At 75.5% G+C, this 15463-nt stretch carries 13 protein-coding genes; 6 read left to right on the top strand and 7 right to left on the bottom strand.

Going from position 1 to position 15463, the window contains the following annotated elements; all coding sequences use genetic code 11:
- Nucleotides 1–74: 74 nt before the first annotated feature.
- Entirely contained in the window at nt 75–1766 is a 1692-nt protein-coding gene (locus tag BLV02_RS01095; RefSeq protein ID WP_083288585.1) for a bifunctional 3'-5' exonuclease/DNA polymerase, read from the bottom strand.
- 37 nt (nt 1767–1803) lie between these two features.
- Nucleotides 1804–2382: a DinB family protein gene (locus tag BLV02_RS01100; RefSeq protein ID WP_069111233.1), complete on the bottom strand. Its 579-nt coding sequence runs from the start codon at nt 2380–2382 to the stop codon at nt 1804–1806.
- Between the two features lie 61 nt (nt 2383–2443).
- On the opposite strand from BLV02_RS01100, the gene BLV02_RS01105 reads away from it, so the two are divergent.
- The gene (locus BLV02_RS01105; protein WP_069111234.1) at nt 2444–3373 is read left to right on the top strand and encodes a helix-turn-helix transcriptional regulator; all 930 of its coding nucleotides are present in this window, start codon (nt 2444–2446) and stop codon (nt 3371–3373) included.
- Here BLV02_RS01105 and BLV02_RS01110 read toward each other — a convergent pair.
- From BLV02_RS01110 to BLV02_RS01120, 3 genes are read right to left on the bottom strand one after another with little or no spacing between them, the layout of a single operon-like run.
- Nucleotides 3363–4385, bottom strand: a complete 1023-nt coding sequence (locus BLV02_RS01110; protein WP_069111235.1) for a 1-aminocyclopropane-1-carboxylate deaminase — start codon at nt 4383–4385, stop codon at nt 3363–3365. The two genes, BLV02_RS01105 and BLV02_RS01110, sit on opposite strands and share 11 nt — an antisense overlap.
- 2 nt (nt 4386–4387) lie before the next feature.
- Nucleotides 4388–5038: a GntR family transcriptional regulator gene (locus tag BLV02_RS01115; protein ID WP_069111236.1), complete on the bottom strand. Its 651-nt coding sequence runs from the start codon at nt 5036–5038 to the stop codon at nt 4388–4390.
- Between the two features lie 24 nt (nt 5039–5062).
- Nucleotides 5063–6085: a zinc-dependent alcohol dehydrogenase family protein gene (locus BLV02_RS01120; protein ID WP_069111237.1), complete on the bottom strand. Its 1023-nt coding sequence runs from the start codon at nt 6083–6085 to the stop codon at nt 5063–5065.
- A gap of 121 nt (nt 6086–6206) precedes the next feature.
- Here BLV02_RS01120 and BLV02_RS01125 point away from each other — a divergent pair, with 121 nt between their 5' ends.
- From BLV02_RS01125 to BLV02_RS01145, 5 genes are all read left to right on the top strand, one after another.
- Nucleotides 6207–7250, top strand: a complete 1044-nt coding sequence (locus BLV02_RS01125; protein WP_069111238.1) for an alcohol dehydrogenase catalytic domain-containing protein — start codon at nt 6207–6209, stop codon at nt 7248–7250.
- 82 nt (nt 7251–7332) lie between these two features.
- Complete coding sequence (locus BLV02_RS01130; RefSeq protein WP_069111239.1) at nt 7333–8181, top strand: universal stress protein; 849 nt, start codon at nt 7333–7335, stop codon at nt 8179–8181.
- Nucleotides 8182–8289: 108 nt separating this feature from the next.
- Nucleotides 8290–10359 carry an MMPL family transporter gene (locus BLV02_RS01135; RefSeq protein WP_069111240.1) on the top strand — a complete coding sequence of 690 codons (2070 nt, stop codon included), beginning with the start codon at nt 8290–8292 and terminating at the stop codon, nt 10357–10359.
- A gap of 54 nt (nt 10360–10413) precedes the next feature.
- Nucleotides 10414–11586, top strand: a complete 1173-nt coding sequence (locus tag BLV02_RS01140) for a sensor histidine kinase (RefSeq protein WP_083288586.1) — start codon at nt 10414–10416, stop codon at nt 11584–11586.
- Entirely contained in the window at nt 11583–12269 is a 687-nt protein-coding gene (locus tag BLV02_RS01145) for a response regulator (protein ID WP_216094198.1), read from the top strand. The genes BLV02_RS01140 and BLV02_RS01145 overlap by 4 nt, the downstream gene beginning before the upstream one ends.
- A 92-nt stretch (nt 12270–12361) precedes the next feature.
- On the opposite strand, the gene BLV02_RS01150 is transcribed toward BLV02_RS01145, so the two are convergent.
- Both BLV02_RS01150 and BLV02_RS01155 read right to left on the bottom strand, forming a co-directional pair.
- Complete coding sequence (locus BLV02_RS01150; RefSeq protein WP_069111242.1) at nt 12362–13651, bottom strand: sulfatase-like hydrolase/transferase; 1290 nt, start codon at nt 13649–13651, stop codon at nt 12362–12364.
- Nucleotides 13648–15462, bottom strand: coding sequence for a glycoside hydrolase family 2 protein (locus BLV02_RS01155; protein WP_069111243.1), 1815 nt, complete (start codon nt 15460–15462; stop codon nt 13648–13650). The genes BLV02_RS01150 and BLV02_RS01155 overlap by 4 nt, the downstream gene beginning before the upstream one ends.
- Nucleotide 15463 lies beyond the last annotated feature (1 nt).

Consider the following 15463-nt stretch of genomic DNA (forward strand, 5'->3'; position numbering starts at 1 on the left):
CCGTTCTGCCGCTACCTAGACTGAGGATCTGCCGCAGCGTCGACTGAGGATTTGACGTTCCATCGGGCCGGACATCACTTCGCGTCGGCGTAGGAGGGGGCGACGGCGACGCTGAGGGGGAACTGGACGGGGAAGTCGCCGAAGAGGAGGCGGCCGGCTTCGGCGGCCGCGGCCTGGACCTCGGCCGCCACCGCGTCGGCGAGCGCGGCCGGGGTGTGCACCACGATCTCGTCGTGCACGAAGAAGACGAGGTGGGGGCGGGCGTCGAACGGGGGCGGCACGAGGCCGGCGGAGACATCGGCGGGTCCGAGCGCCCACAGCCGCCGCCGGATGGAGGCGATCCAGCACAGCGCCCACTCGGCCGCCGTCCCCTGGACGACGAAGTTGCGGGTGAACCGCCCCCACGACCGAGCGTACGACCGCGCGCGAGCGACGTCGTCGTCGCCGGCGTCGTCCTGGTAGGCGCCGGACTGCGCCTCGTGCCAGGTGGCGCCCGGCAGCGGCGACGACCGGCCGAGGTGGGTGGTGACGATCTCGCCGCGCTCCCCCGCCCGCGCCGCCTCGTCGACGAACGCCAGCGAGCGCGGGAACGTCTTCGCCAGCCGCGGCAGCACCTGGCCGCTGGACCCGGTGGTGCCGCCGTACATGGCGCCGAGCATGCCGACCTTCGCCAGCTCGCGGGTCGGCACCGCCCCGGACGCGACGATGCCGGCGTACATGTCGGCGCCCCGGCCGTCGGGACCGCGACCGGCCGCCGCCATGGCGTCGTCGCCGGCCATGGCGGCCAGCACGCGCGGCTCGAGCTGGGCGGCGTCGGCGACGACGAAGGTCCAGCCGGGGTCGGCGACGACCGCCCGGCGGACGCTCTTGGGCAGCTGCAGCGCGCCGCCGCCGCTGGACGCCCACCGGCCGGTGACGACGCCGCCGACGACGTACTCGCTGCGGAACCGGCCCTCGCGCACCCACGCCTCGAGCCAGGCCCAGCCGTTCGCCGTCAGCAGCCGGTACAGCGACTTGTACTCCAGCAGCGGCTCGACGACGGGATGGTCGAGCTTCTCGAGCTCCCACTTGCGCAGCGTGCGGGCGCCCACGCCGGCCCGTTGCAGCGCCCGCAGAAGGTCCTGCGGCGAGTCGGGGTTGAGGCTGGCCGGCGCGTCGAGCGCGCCTCGAATGAGCTGCGCCAGCTCCTCCAGCCGGGCCGGCCGCTCCCCCAGCCGCGGCCGCGGCCCGAGCGTCTCGGTGAGGACGGCGTCGTGGACGTCGGCCAGCCACGGCAGCCCCGCGTGGTACATCTCGACGGCGGCCAGCGCGCCCGCCGACTCGGCCGCCAGCAGCAGCCGCAGCCGCCCGGCCGACGGCGACGCGGCCACGACGGCGTCCTGCACCGCCAGCTCTGCGAGCGGGTCGGGCCCCTCCGCCGGCCCCGACGACGGACCGGGCGCGGCGAACAGCATGGCCGGCTCGTCGGCGGGCGTCAGCGGCGCGGGCGGCAGGGTGTCCCACGGCCCGGGCGGCGCGTCGGCGGGCCCGGGCCACGCCGCCAGCGCCGACCCGCGCAGGATGCGGTGCGCCAGCCGGAGGTCGTGGGAGCGGTCGACCCGGACCCCGGCGGCCAGCAGCCCGGGATACCACCGGTTGGTGTCGTCCCAGGTCCAGCGCGCGGCGGCGCCGGCCGACGCGACGACGGAGGGCAGCTCGCCGAGCGCGACCCGCCGGCCGTCGACGCGCACCGAGCCGTCAGGCGACGGGACCACGACAGGCTGCACACGCTCATCCTGCCGCCCGGCACTGACAACGGCCGCGTCAGCTCGACGTCTGGCCGTCCAGCGACTCGCGGAGAAGGTCCGCGTGCCCGGCGTGCTGCGCCGTCTCGGCGATCAGGTGCAGCAGCACGCCGCGGACGCTGCGCGACGCGCCGGGCGGGTTCCACGGCGCGTCCGGCAGCGGGTGCGCGGCGGAGAGGTCGTCGACGGCGGCGACGGTCCGCTCGGTCCCGGCGGCGACCCGCTCGTACCGCTCGACGACGCCGGCCAGCGTCTCGCCGGGCAGCAGCCGGAAGGCGTCGGCGTGGTCGAGCGACCACCGCGGGACCTCCCGCGCGGTCCCGGCCGCGAGGTCGGCCCAGGTGACGCCGTCGGGCAGGTCGTAGGTCATCGCCGACGGGCCCTCGACGACGAAGCGCAGCCAGCTCTCCTCCATCGCGGTGACGTGCTTGACCAGCCCGCCGAGGCAGAGCGCGCTGACGGCCGGCCGCTCGGCGGCCTGCGCGTCGGTGAGCCCGCGGACGGTGGTCAGCAGCGCGGCGCGGGCGGCCGCGAGCTGGCCGAGCAGGGCGGCCCGCTCGGCGTCGAGGGTGGACGTGGTCGTCTGGTTCTGCGTCATGACGGCAGCGTGGCAGCGGTAGCGGACAGGATGTGTCCGCTACTTGCGGCAGGATGGGCCCATGTCCACGACGTCGGCCCGGCTGCTCGCGCTGTTGTCGCTGCTGCAGGCGCGCCGCGACTGGCCGGGGCCGCTGCTGGCCGGCCGGCTGGACGTCAGCGAGCGCACCGTCCGCCGCGACGTCGACCGGCTGCGCGAGCTGGGCTACCCCATCCTGGCGATCAAGGGCCCGGACGGCGGCTACCGGCTCGACGCGGGCGCCGACCTGCCGCCGCTGCTGTTCGACGACGGGCAGGCGGTGGCGCTCGCGGTCGCGCTGCGGCTGGCGGCGGCCAGCGGCGCCGACGTCGCGGCCGACGCCGCCCGCGCGCTGACGACCGTCCGGCAGCTGCTGCCGGCGCGGCTACGGCACCGGGTCGACGCGGTGCAGGTCACGGTGGACGGCGCGACGCGGAACCCGGCCGACCCGGACGTGCTGGTCGCCCTGACGGCGGCGATCCGGGCCCGCGAGGAGCTGCGCTTCGACCACGACGGCACGCGGCGCCGGGTCCAGCCGCACCACCTCGTCGCCCGCGGCGGCCGCTGGTACCTCGTCGCGTGGGACCTGGACCGGGACGACTGGCGGGTGTTCCGTGCCGACCGCGTGACGCCGCGGGTGCCGACCGGCCCGCGGTTCACCCCGCGCGAGGTCCCCGGCGGCGACGTCGCCGCGTTCGTCACCGCCCGGTTCCGCGGCGGCGACGCCGGCTGGCCGTGCCGCGGCGAGGTGCTGCTGGACCTCCCCGCCGCCGAGGTCGCGCCGTACGTCCACGACGGCGTGGTCGAGCCCGCCGGGCCGGACCGGTGCCGGCTGACGCTGGGCGCGTGGTCCTGGATCGGCCTGGCCGCGAACGTCGCCCGGTTCGACGCGGACGTCGAGGTGGTCGGCCCGCCCGAGCTGCGGGCCGCCTGCGCGGCGCTGGCCCGGCGGTTCGCCGCCGCTAGTGGGTGAACAGCCCGCTATACGCGTTCAGCGCCGGCTGGCCACCGAGGTGCGCGTAGAGGACGGTCGCGTCGCCCGGGATGTCGCCGCTGGTCACGAGGTCGACCAGCCCGGCCATCGACTTGCCCTCGTAGACGGGGTCGAGGATGACCCCCTCGAGCCGGCCGGTGAGCCGGATCGCGTCGAGCGTCGACTCCACCGGCACGCCGTACCGGTCGCCGGCCCAGCCGGGCAGGACGGTGATCTCGTCGTCGCGCAGCGGCCGGGCCACCCCGATCAGCTCGGCGGTGGCGCGGGCGATGCGGGCCACCTGGTCGCGCGTCTCGTCGAGCGTGGCGCTGGCGTCGATGCCGACGACCCGGCGCGGCCGCCCGCCGGCCTCCTCCAGCGCGGCGAACCCGGCGATCATGCCGGCCTGGGTGGAGCCGGTGACCGCGCAGACCACGACGGTGTCGAAGAAGACGCCCAGCTCACGCTCCTGGGCCTCGACCTCGTACGCCCAGTGGGCGAACCCGAGCCCGCCGAGCCGGTGGTCCGACGCGCCGGCCGGGATCGGGTACGGCCGCCCGCCGCGCGCCGTCACGTCCTCGATGGCGCGGGTCCACGACTGCTTGAACCCGATGCCGAACCCGGCAGGGTCGAGCCGCACCTCGGCGCCCATGATGCGGCTGAGCATGATGTTGCCGACGCGGTCGTTCAGCGGGTCGGGCCAGTCGACCCAGCTCTCCTGCACCAGCACGGCCTTCAGCCCGAGCGACGCGGCGACGGCGGCCACCTGGCGGGTGTGGTTGGACTGGTAGCCGCCGATCGACACCAGCGTGTCGGCGCCCTGGGCCAGCGCGTCGGGGACGATGTACTCCAGCTTGCGGGTCTTGTTGCCGCCGTAGGCGAGGCCGGCGTTGCAGTCCTCGCGCTTGGCCCAGACGGCGGCGCCGCCGAGGTGCGCCGTCAGCCGCGGCATCGGGTGGACGGGGCTGGGCCCGAAGGTCAGCGGGTGGCGGGGGAAGTCGCTCAGGGCCATGGTCACTCCTCGGTGGTCGGCAGGCTGTGCCAGGTGTCGAACGCGACGGCCGCCGCGCGCTCGGCGTCGCCGGCGGCGCACAGCCCGATCAGCTCGTCGTGCCGGGCGACGGACGCGCGCCCGGCCAGCGTGGAGAAGCGCAGCCGCTCGGCCCGGCGCAGCACCGGTGTGTACGTCTCGAGGACGGCGGCCAGCGCGCGGTTCGCGGCGACGGCGACGGGGACGGCGTGCAGGTCGTCGTCGGCGCGCAGCGCGGCCTCGACGTCGCCGTCGCGGACCGCCGCCCGGAACCGGTCGTTGGCGGCGCTCATCGCGGTGAGGTCGGACGTGGTCAGGCCGGCGACGGCGGCGCGGACGGCCACCTCGTGCAGCGCCGCGACCACGTCGCGCGCGTCGCGCAGGTCGCGCACGTCCAGCGGGCTCACCACGGTCGAGCGGCCCGGCTTCGCGACGACCAGCCCGGCCTCGGCCAGCCGCAGCAGCGCCTCGCGCACCGGCGTCCGGCTGACCCCGAGCCAGGCCGCGAGCTCGGCGTCGCGCAGCTGCTCACCGGGCGCCAGCACGCCGCCGACGATCGCCTCGCGCAGCCGTCCGTAGACGTCGTCGCGCAGCAGCCGGCGGCCGATCGCGGGTTCTCCCCGCGGGATGGGCATGCAATATATTGCACACCACAGGCGTCAGGGGCGCAAGAGCACCTTGACGGCCGTCCGCTCGTCCATGGCCCGGTACGCCTCGGCCGCGTCGTCGAGCGGGAGCGTCCGGTCGAAGACCCGGCCGGGGTCGATCTGCCGCGTCCAGATGAGGTCGATCAGCTCCGGCAGGAACCGCCGCACCGGCGCCGGGCCGCCGAGCAGGTGCACCTGGGCGAAGAACAGCTCGCGGCCGGGCAGCTCGACGCCGTGCGAGACGCCGACGAAGCCGACGTGGCCGCCTGCCCGGGTGGACCGGATCGCCTGCATCATCGACTCCTGGGTGCCGACCGCCTCGATGACGCCGTGAGCGCCGAGCCCGCCGGTCAGCTCCTTCACCCGCGCGACGCCCTCGTCGCCGCGCTCGGCCACGACGTCGGTGGCGCCGAACTCGCGGGCCAGGGCCTGACGAGGCGCGTGCCGGCTCATCGCGATGATCCGCTCGGCGCCGAGCCGCCGCGCGGCCAGCACGCCGAGCAGGCCGACGGCGCCGTCGCCCACGACCGCGACGGTGCGGCCCGGCCCCGCCTGCGCCGCGACCGCGCCGAACCAGCCGGTGCCGAGCACGTCGGACGCGGCCAGCAGCGAGGGCAGCAGGTCGTCGTCCGGCGGCCCCGGTGTCGCCACCAGCGTGCCGTCGGCCAGCGGCACCCGCAGGTACTCCGCCTGCGCGCCGAGCGAGCCGATCGGGACCGCGTTGACGCAGCGGGCCTGGTACCCGGCGCGGCAGATCTCGCAGGTGTTGTCAGACGCGAAGAACGACCCGACGACGGTGTCGCCGACGGCGACGGTGCGCACGTCCGCCCCGGCCTCCTCGACGACGCCGACGTACTCGTGCCCCATCGGCACCGGGCGGGACGGGCGGCTGACGCCGCGGTAGGTCCACAGGTCCGAGCCGCACACGCAGGACGCCACCACCCGGACGACCGCGTCGGACGGCCGCTCGACGACCGGGTCGGCGCGCTCCTCGACGCGTACGTCGCCGGGTGCGTACAGGACTGCTCCGCGCATGGGGTGGTCTCCTCGTCGTCGGCGGTCAGGTCACACGGTGACACACCCTGGGGCCGTTGGTCCGGGACCGGCGGGCCCATCGCCTCTCCCCCGCGGCGCCGCCGGAGGCTGGACTGGAGGCATGAAGGCACTCGTCTACCACGGTCCCGGCCGCCGGTCCTGGGAGGACGTCCCGGACCCGGCCGTCAAGAGCCCCGACGACGCCGTCGTCCGCGTCGACTGCGTCACGATCTGCGGCACCGACCTGCACATCCTCAAGGGCGACGTCGCCACCGCCGAGCCGGGCCGGGTGCTCGGCCACGAGGCGGTCGGCACCGTCGAGGAGGTCGGCAGCAACGTGCGCACCGTCGCGCCCGGCGACCGCGTCCTGGTGTCGTGCATCTCCGCCTGCGGCCGCTGCCGCTACTGCCGCGAGGCGCGCTACGGCCAGTGCCTCGGCGGGGGCGGCTGGATCCTCGGCCACCGCATCGACGGCACCCAGGCCGAGCGGGTCCGCGTCCCGTTCGCCGACACCTCCGCCTACAAGCTGCCCGCCGACGTCAGCGACGAGGACGCCGTCCTGCTGGCCGACATCCTGCCGACGTCGTACGAGGTCGGCGTGCTGGCCGCCGGGGTGCGCCCGGGCGACACGGTGGTCGTGGTGGGTGCGGGGCCGGTCGGGCTCGCGGCGATCCTCACCGCCCGCCTGTTCAGCCCGGCCCACGTCATCGCCGTCGACCCGGCGCCCGGACGGCGTCAGGCGGCGGCCGCGGTCGGGGCGGACGTCCTGCTCGACCCGGACGACGACGTCCTGGCCCGCGTGCGCGACCTCACCGACGGGCTCGGCGCGGACGTCGCCGTCGAGGCGGTCGGGATCCCGGCGACGTTCGAGTCGTGCGTCGAGCTGGTCCGGCCCGGCGGTCACGTCGCCAACGTCGGCGTGCACGGGTCGCCCGCGACGCTGCACCTGGAGACGGCCTGGATCCGCGACCTCACCATCACCACCGGGCTGGTCGACACCGCCACCACGCCGGTCCTGCTGCGCATGCTCGCCGCCGGCCAGCTCGGCGTCACCGGCCTGGTCACGCACCGGTTCGGCCTGGACGAGATGCAGGACGCCTACGACGTCTTCTCCCGCCCGGCCGACACCGGCGTGCTCAAGGTCGCGCTGTTCCGCGGGGCGTGAGCCGCCGCGGCGGGACGAAGGTCCCGGGGCCCGCGGCCGTCCGCCCCTGGCCGGACGGCCCTCGCTGAGCGAGCCTGGAGACATGACAACCGAGCAGAGCAAGCCCATCGTCGTCGGCGTCGACGGATCCCCCGACAGCGGCATCGCCCTCGACTGGGCGGTCGCCGAGGCGAAGCTGCGCGGCGCGCCGCTGTACGCCGTCTACGGGTTGTGGATGCCGATCGCGGCCGCGCCGTTCGGCGGCGCCGCCGTGCTGCCGCCGTCGGACGAGCTGCGCGCGTACGCCACCGAGGTCCTCGACGCGGCCCGGCAGCGGGCGAAGGACGCGGCGCCGGACCTCGACGTCGACACCTTCCTCGTCCTGCGCCCGCCGGCTCAGGCGCTGCTCGACGTCGCCAAGGACGCGGGGCTGGTGGTGGCCGGCACCCGCGGGCTGGGCACCATCGGCGCGCTGGTCCTGGGCTCGGTGAGCGGACGGGTCGCGGCGCACGCCACCTGCCCGGCGGTCGTCGTCCCGCCGCACGAGGGCCCCGGCGACGGCACCATCGTGGTCGGCGTCGACGGCTCGCCCCTCGGTGACGCGGCGCTGCGGTTCGCGCTGACGGAGGCCCGCCTGCGCGCCGCCCGCGTCGTCGCCGTCGGAGCGTTCCGCATGCGTGGCCACACGACGGCGCCGGAGGAGCGCGAGACCGAGGAACTGGTCACCGCCGCGGTGCAGCGGGCCCGCACGGCCACCGGCTCCACCGCCGAGGTCTCGGTCGTCGTCACGCCCGGCTACCCCGCCGACGTCATCGTCGAGGCCGCCGCCGACGCCTCGCTGGTCGTCGTCGGCTCGCGCGGCCGCGGCGACGTCCGCAGCATGCTGCTCGGCTCGACCAGCCGGGCCGTCCTGCACCAGGCCGCCCGCCCCGTCGCCGTCGTCCACGGCTGAGCCGCGGCGCACTGCTGCGGCCGGTGTACGCCCGCGGGAGTAGCGCCACCCGCGGTTACTTCCCCGGCCGGACGCGGCCGCACCCCCGCGGCCGCGAAGGTCGGTGGCATGAATCTCACCCAGCCGACCGTCACCCCGTCGCGGCGCCTCCTCCGGGCGCTGCACGACCACCCGCGCCGCGCGCTGGTGGCGCTGTTCCTGTTCGTGGTCGTCGCCGGCGCGGTCGGCGGGCCGGTGGCCGGGGCGCTGCGGTCCGACGGCGGGTTCGCGCCGGGCGACGCCGACTCGGTGCGTGCCGTCGAGCGGATCGAGGCGGCCACCGGGCTGCAGCCGTCGCCCGGCGTGGTGCTGCTGGTCGAGACGCCGCCGGGCAGCGGCGACGACCCCGTGGAGGCGGCGGCGGACACGCTGGCCGGCATCGACGGCGTCGCGCGGACCGACGTCGCGGGTGCGGCGCCGGACGGGACGTCGGCGCTGGTCGTCGGCACGCTGGCGGCCGACGCGGACGAGGAGGCCACGGCCCGGGCGGCGCTCGACGCGTTCGCGGACGACGACGGCGTGACGGTCGGCGGCGGCGCGGTGGTCGGCGTGCAGCTGGGCGAGCAGATCGGCCAGGATCTCGCCCGCGCGGAGACGTTCGCGTTCCCGGTGCTGATCCTGCTGTCGCTGCTGGTCTTCGGCGGCCGCGCCGCGGTGCTGCCGCTCGCGGTCGGCGTCACCACGGTGCTCGGCACGTTCCTCGCCCTGACCGGGATCAACCAGGTCTACGGCGTCAGCGTCTTCGCCCTGAACCTCATCATCGGCCTCGGGCTCGGCCTGGCGATCGACTACACGCTCTTCCTGCTGACCCGCTACCGCGAGGAGCTGGACCGGCAGGGCCCGACCCTCGGCGCGGTGCTGACGACGATGCGGACGGCCGGGCGCACGGTCGTGTTCTCGGCGGCGACGGTGGCGGTCGCGCTGGCGACGCTGCTGGTGTTCCCGATGGGCTTCCTGCGCTCGATGGGCCTGTCCGGCGCCGTCGTCGCCGTCGTGGCGGCGGCCGCGGCGCTGGTGGTCAGCCCGATGATCTTCGGCCTCTGGGGCGCCAAGCTGGCCCGCCGCCGGACGAGCGACGGTGCCGAGGGCCGCTGGTACCACGTCTCGCACGCCGTCATGCGCCGCCCCGGCCTGATCGCCGTCGCGACCGCCGCGGTGATGCTCGTGCTGGCCGCGCCCGCCCTGCGCACCGCCTGGACGCCGGTCGACGGCACCATCGTGCCGCCCGGGCAGAGCGCCCGCGTCGTGTCCGACACCGTCGAGGGCGAGTACGGCGGCACCGGCACCACCCCCGTCACCATCGCGGTCGACGGCGACGGCGCCGCCGAGCTGGCCCGGCAGGCGTCCGGGCTGCCCGGCGTGGTCGCGCCGGCCGAGGCCGCCGACCTCGGCGGCGGCGTGTGGCAGGTCGATCTCGAGGTCACCGGCGACCCGGCCGGCGAGGACGCCCGCGCCGTCGTGACGGACGTCCGCGAGCTGGCCGCGGACTCCGGCGTCGACGCGCTGGTCGCCGGGCCGGCCGCCGACTTCATCGACCAGCAGGCCGCCATCGCGGACAGCCTGCCGCTGGCCGCCGCGCTGCTGGTGCTGCTGACGATCCTGGTGCTCTGGCTGATGACCGGGTCGGTCGTGCTGCCGGTGAAGGCGGTCGTGATGAACGCGCTCACCGTCGGGGTGGCGCTGGGCGCGCTCACCTGGATCTACCAGGACGGACGGCTCACCGGCCTGCTCGGCTACACGCCCAACGGCGGCATCGAGCCGACCAACTTCCTCATCGCCGCCGCCGTCGTCTTCGCGCTGTCCACCGACTACGGGGTGTTCCTGCTCGGCCGGATCAAGGAGGCGCGCGAGTCCGGCGAGCCGGAGCGCGAGGCCGTCGCCGTCGGCCTGGGCCGCACCGGCGCCGTCGTCACCGCGGCCGCGCTGCTGCTCGCCGTCGCGATCGGCGCGTTCAGCAGCAGCGAGATCTCCTTCATCCAGCAGATCGGCATCGCGACCGCGATCGGCGTGCTGGTCGACGCGTTCGTCGTCCGCTCGCTGCTGGTCCCGGCGCTGATGGGCCTGATGGGCAAGTGGAACTGGTGGGCCCCGATGTGGCTGCGCCGGGTGCACGACCGGATCGGCGTCTCGGAGCGCTGACGTACTCCCCCGGGAGGACGACGAGCCGGACGCACGCCGTCTACCGTGAGCTCCATGAACCTGCTGCCCGGCACCGTCCGCGAGCGCGTCGTCGACGCGCTCGCGGTGGTGCTGTGCGCCACGGTGATGTTCCTCGACATCGCCCGCACGCCCGGCACGGAGCTCACCGCGCTGTCCGCCGGCGCGGCCGTGCTGGCGTCGCTGCCGATCCTGCTGCGCCGCCGCGCGCCGGTGCCGGCGCTCGCGCTGGCGATGCTGCTGATCTTCGCGGTGCTGTCGTTCGCCCACGTCTACGTCACCATCGCCGGGCCGGCCATGATCTGCGCCTACACGCTCGCCGCCGCCCGCGGCCGGCGCGCCGCGCTGGTGGCCGCCGCGCTCGGGCTGCCGCTGGTGGTGCTGATCCTGCAGGTCTACAGCCCGCACGGGTACGTCTCCTGGGACACCGCGAAGAACCTCGCGTTCGTCGCCATTCCGCTCGCGCTCGGCGTCGCCGCGCACGACCGCCGCGCCTACACCGAGGCGCTGGTCGACCGCGCCGAGTCGGCCGAGCGCACCCGCGAGGAGGAGGCGCTGCGCCGGGTCGGCGAAGAGCGGCTGCGCATCGCCCGCGACGTCCACGACGTCGTCGCGCACGCCATGGTCGCCATCAACGTGCAGGCCGGCGTCGGCGCGCACCTGCTGGACCGCGACCCCGAGCAGGCCCGCTCGACGCTGCGCGAGATCAAGCGGGTCAGCGGCGCGTCGCTGGACGACCTGCGCTCCGTCCTCGGCCTGCTCCGCGACGAGGGCGCCGAGGCCGTCGTCGCGCCGGTCCGCCCGACGCAGGGCCTCGCCGGCATCGAGGACCTCCGCGACGGCCTCGGCTCGGCCGGCGTCGACCTCGACGTCGACCTCGACCCCGGCATCGGCGCGCTGCCGGCCGCCATCGACGCCACCGGCTACCGCATCGTCCAGGAGGCTCTGACCAACGTGCTGCGCCATGCCGGGCCGACCACCGCCCGCGTGCGGGTCGCCCACCACGACGACCTGCTGCTGATCGAGGTCGAGAACGACCGCGGCCGCGGCCCGGCGCCCGACGGCCGCAACGGCGCCGGCGCCGGTTCCGGCAACGGGCTGCGCGGCATGCGCGAGCGCGCCGCCGCCGTCGGCGGGTCGTTCGAGGCCGGGCCGCGGGCCGGCGGAGGCTGGCGGGTCGCGGCGTCGCTGCCGGTGGGCGCGGCGTGACCGCCGCCATCCGGGTGCTGCTGGTCGACGACCAGACGCTGGTGCGCGCGGGGTTCCGGGCGCTGTTGAACGCCGAGCCCGACGTCGAGGTGGTCGGCGAGGCCGTCGACGGCGCCGAAGCGGTCCGGCTGGCGGTCGAGACCGTCCCCGACGTCGTCCTCATGGACGTCCGCATGCCCCACGTCGACGGGCTCGAGGCCACCGGGCGCATCACCGCCGACGCGCGGCTGTCCGGGGTCCGGGTCATCGTGCTGACGACGTTCGAGCTGGACGAGTACGTGTTCGGCGCGCTGCGGGCCGGCGCCGCCGGGTTCCTCCTCAAGGACGTCGAGCCCGAGGCGCTGGTCGAGGCGGTCCGCCTGGTGCACGACGGCCAGGCGCTGCTGGCGCCGCGGGTCACGAAGCGGCTGATCGAGGCGTACGTGGCCGCCGCGCCCGCGGAGGCGCCGCCGCCCGCTCCCTCGCCCCCGTCCGACGGCCGGCTGGCCGACCTCACGCCGCGCGAGCGCGAGATCCTCGCGCTGGTCGGGCGCGGCCTGTCCAACCACGAGATCGCCGAGCACCTCGTGCTCTCGCCGCTCACCGCCAAGACGCACGTCTCGCGGCTGTTCTTCAAGCTGGGCGCCCGCGACCGCGCCCAGCTCGTCGTCACCGCCTACGAGACCGGCCTGGTCCCCCGCTGATTTCCATGATCATCAACCTTCTGCGACGTCATAGCGTCGCAAAAGGTTGATGATCATGGAACAGGGAGCAAGAAGGATCGGCGGCGGGGCGGTCAACGGGCTCGCGCGTTGCCGTCGGCCCAGGCCAGCAGCTCGGCCAGCATCGCGCCGAACCGCTCGGGCTCGGCGGCGGAGAGGTCGTGCCGTTCGCCGGGGTCGGCGGCGAGGTCGTAGAGGGCGGCCCGGGCGGCGACCTCGGGGCCCATCGCCTCGCGGGCGCCGAGCACGAGCTTCCAGTCGCCGGACCGGGCGGCCAGCTGGGTGGCGTAGTCCCAGCCGATCCAGCGCGGCTCCGCCTCCGCCGACGGCGAGGCCAGCGACGGCAGCAGCGACACCCCGTCGTGGTCGCCGTCGGGCGGCGGCGACCCGTCGACGGCGTGCAGCAGGGTCGGGACGAGGTCCATCATGGCGCCGACGCCCGGGAACTCGGTCCCGGCCGGCACCGCGCCCGGCCACGACAGCAGCGCCGGCACCCGCACGCCGCCCTCGAACACCGAGCCCTTGCTGCCGCGCAGGCCGCCGGCCGAGCCGCCGCGGTAGGCGATCTCGTCGCCGTTCAGCCAGTTGCGCTCCTCCGTCGACGGGCCGTTGTCGGAGGAGAAGAAGACGATGGTGTCGTCGCGCAGGCCGAGCCGGTCCAGCGTCTCGAGCAGCAGCGCCACGCCGTCGTCCAGGGCCTTGATCATCGCGGCCATGATCCGCCGCTCCGGCGGCAGGTGCTCGAACAAGGAGACGTACGAGGCGGGAGCGTGCAGCGGGTAGTGCGGCGCGTTGAACGGGACGTAGCAGAAGAAGGGCCGGTCGCCGCACGACTCGATGAACGCCGCCGCCCGCTCCGCGATCAACGTCGTCAGGTACTCGCCGTCCGACCACACCTCCGACTCGTCCGCCCACAGGTCGTGCGTGGGGTTCGTGGCGCCCCAGTAGTAGATGTGCGAGTAGTAGTCGACGCAGCCCGCGCGGAAGCCGAAGTGGGTGTCGAAGCCGCGCTGCAGCGGCCCGTACGACGACTCGACGCCCAGGTGCCACTTGCCGAAGACGCCGGTGCGGTAGCCGCGGTCGCGCAGCTCCGACGCGAGCGTCGGCTGCGGCGGCAGGCCCGCGGTGTCGCGCGAGCCGGCCAAGATGTTCTCGACCCCCGCCCGCGCCGGGTACCGGCCGGTCAGCAGCGACGCCCGCGACGGCGAGCAGACCGGCGAGTTCGAGTACCACTGGCCGAACCTCACGCCGGACGCGCCGAGGGCGTCCAGCGCGGGCGTGTCCAGGTCGTCCGCGCCGAAGCAGCCGAGGTCGCCGTAGCCGAGGTCGTCGGCGTAGATGACCACGACGTTGGGCCGGGTCACGACCGCTCGATCGCGGCCGGCCGGGTCTGCGCGGCCCGGATGCGGGCGAGGTCGAACTTCTCCGACCGGTCGAAGCCGTACAGCCCGTTCTGCTCCTGGAACACGTCGGTGAGCTGGGTGTAGCAGTAGCCGAACATGTCCGGGTGGTCGAGCAGCGCGCCGACCAGCCCCTCGAAGCGGGCGTAGAACTCGTCGAGGTCGCGCACGCGGTCGCCGTACCCCCACGACTCGCGCATCGACTGCGGCCGGCTCGCCTCGGCCGGGTTCCACCAGATGCCGCCGAACTCGCTGACGAAGAACGGCTGGCCCCGGTAGGCGATGGACCACGACTCGCCGGTGCTGTCGGCCCGGTTGACGTACGGGTCGCCGTCGGCGAGGCGGGCGTAGTTGGCCGCGAACAGCACCGGGTCCTGCTCGTAGTCGTGGCTGTCGAAGATGTCGGACTCGGCGACGCGGTGCGCGTAGCCGGACGTGTCGAGCACCGGGCGGGACGTGTCGAACGCCTTCGTGGCCAGGTACATCGCCCGCGTGACGTCGTCGAGCGCGGTGATGCGGTCGCCGTAGGCCTGCCAGGTCTCGTTCAGCGGGCACCAGCCGACGATCGACGGGTGCGAGTAGTCGCGCTCCAGCACCTCCAGCCACTCCTGGACGTAGGACGCGCCGGGCTGCTGGTTCGTCGTCTCGCCCTGGCCGGTGTTGCAGCCCCAGTCGCCGAACTCGCCCCAGACCAGGTAGCCGAGCCGGTCGGCGTGGTAGAGGTAGCGCTCCTCGAACACCTTCTGGTGCAGCCGCGCCCCGTTGAACCCGGCGGCCAGCGCCAGTTCGATGTCGCGGACGAGGTCGGCGTCGCTGGGCGCGGTCATCAGCCCGTCCGGGTAGTAGCCCTGGTCGAGGACGAGCCGCTGGAACACCACCTCGCCGTTGAGCCGCACCTGCTTGCCGGTGATCGCCACGCTGCGCAGCCCCGCGTACGACGCGAGCTCGTCCACGACGCCGGACGCGGAGCGCAGCTCGACCCGCAGGTCGTACAGGAACGGGTCGGCCGGCGACCACAGCCGCTGCCGGCCGGCCGGCAGCGGCAGGCTCAGCCGCGGCGCGAGGTCGAGGTCGGCGCGCACCTCGGCGCTCACCACCTCGCCGGCGTCGTCGGAGACGGTGACGCGGACGGTGCCGCCGGGCAGGTTCGCCGTCAGCGGGACCTCGACGTCGAACGCGCCGGCGGCGACGTTCGGGGTGACCCGCGGGCGGCGCAGCGCGACCGGCGGCACCGGCTCCAGCCACACCGTCTGCCAGATGCCGGTGGTGCGCCAGTACAGCGCCGCGCGCGGCGTGTGCTCGCGCGACTGCTTGCCGCGGGCCTGCGGCGCGTGCGGCTCGTCGCGGGCCCGCACCACCAGCGGCACCTCGGCGCCGGGCGGAGCGGCGTCGGTGATGTCGACGGTGAAGCCGGAGAATCCGCCGCGGTGCCGGCCCACCTGCACGCCGCCGACCCAGACGGTGGCGTCGTGGTCGACGGCGCCGAAGTGCAGCAGCACCCGGGTGCCGGCCCAGTCGTCCGGCACCCGGATGGTGCGCCGGTACCAGACGGCGTGCAGGAAATCGCGGTCGCCGATGCCGGACAGCGTCGTCTCGGGCGCGAACGGCACCAGGATCTCGTCGCTCAGCGGCGCGTCGAGCAGGCCGCGCTCCAGCCCGCTGTCGCCGCGGTCGATCTCGAACTCCCAGCGGCCGTTGAGGTTCAGCCAGCGCTCGCGGCGGAACTGCGGGCGCGGGTACTCCTCGCGCGGCAGGGTGGTCTGGTCGTCGGGCATG

This window comes from Jiangella alba (genome assembly GCF_900106035.1).
Taxonomy (GTDB): Bacteria; Actinomycetota; Actinomycetes; order Jiangellales; family Jiangellaceae; genus Jiangella; species Jiangella alba.

Coding starts and splice junctions, on each gene's coding strand:
- BLV02_RS01100 (WP_069111233.1), bottom strand. CDS start 2,382: ATGACGCAGAACCAGACGACCACGTCCACCCTCGACGCCGAGCGGGCC.
- BLV02_RS01105 (WP_069111234.1), top strand. CDS start 2,444: ATGTCCACGACGTCGGCCCGGCTGCTCGCGCTGTTGTCGCTGCTGCAG.
- BLV02_RS01110 (WP_069111235.1), bottom strand. CDS start 4,385: ATGGCCCTGAGCGACTTCCCCCGCCACCCGCTGACCTTCGGGCCCAGC.
- BLV02_RS01115 (WP_069111236.1), bottom strand. CDS start 5,038: ATGCCCATCCCGCGGGGAGAACCCGCGATCGGCCGCCGGCTGCTGCGC.
- BLV02_RS01120 (WP_069111237.1), bottom strand. CDS start 6,085: ATGCGCGGAGCAGTCCTGTACGCACCCGGCGACGTACGCGTCGAGGAG.
- BLV02_RS01125 (WP_069111238.1), top strand. CDS start 6,207: ATGAAGGCACTCGTCTACCACGGTCCCGGCCGCCGGTCCTGGGAGGAC.
- BLV02_RS01130 (WP_069111239.1), top strand. CDS start 7,333: ATGACAACCGAGCAGAGCAAGCCCATCGTCGTCGGCGTCGACGGATCC.
- BLV02_RS01135 (WP_069111240.1), top strand. CDS start 8,290: ATGAATCTCACCCAGCCGACCGTCACCCCGTCGCGGCGCCTCCTCCGG.
- BLV02_RS01140 (WP_083288586.1), top strand. CDS start 10,414: ATGAACCTGCTGCCCGGCACCGTCCGCGAGCGCGTCGTCGACGCGCTC.
- BLV02_RS01155 (WP_069111243.1), bottom strand. CDS start 15,462: ATGCCCGACGACCAGACCACCCTGCCGCGCGAGGAGTACCCGCGCCCG.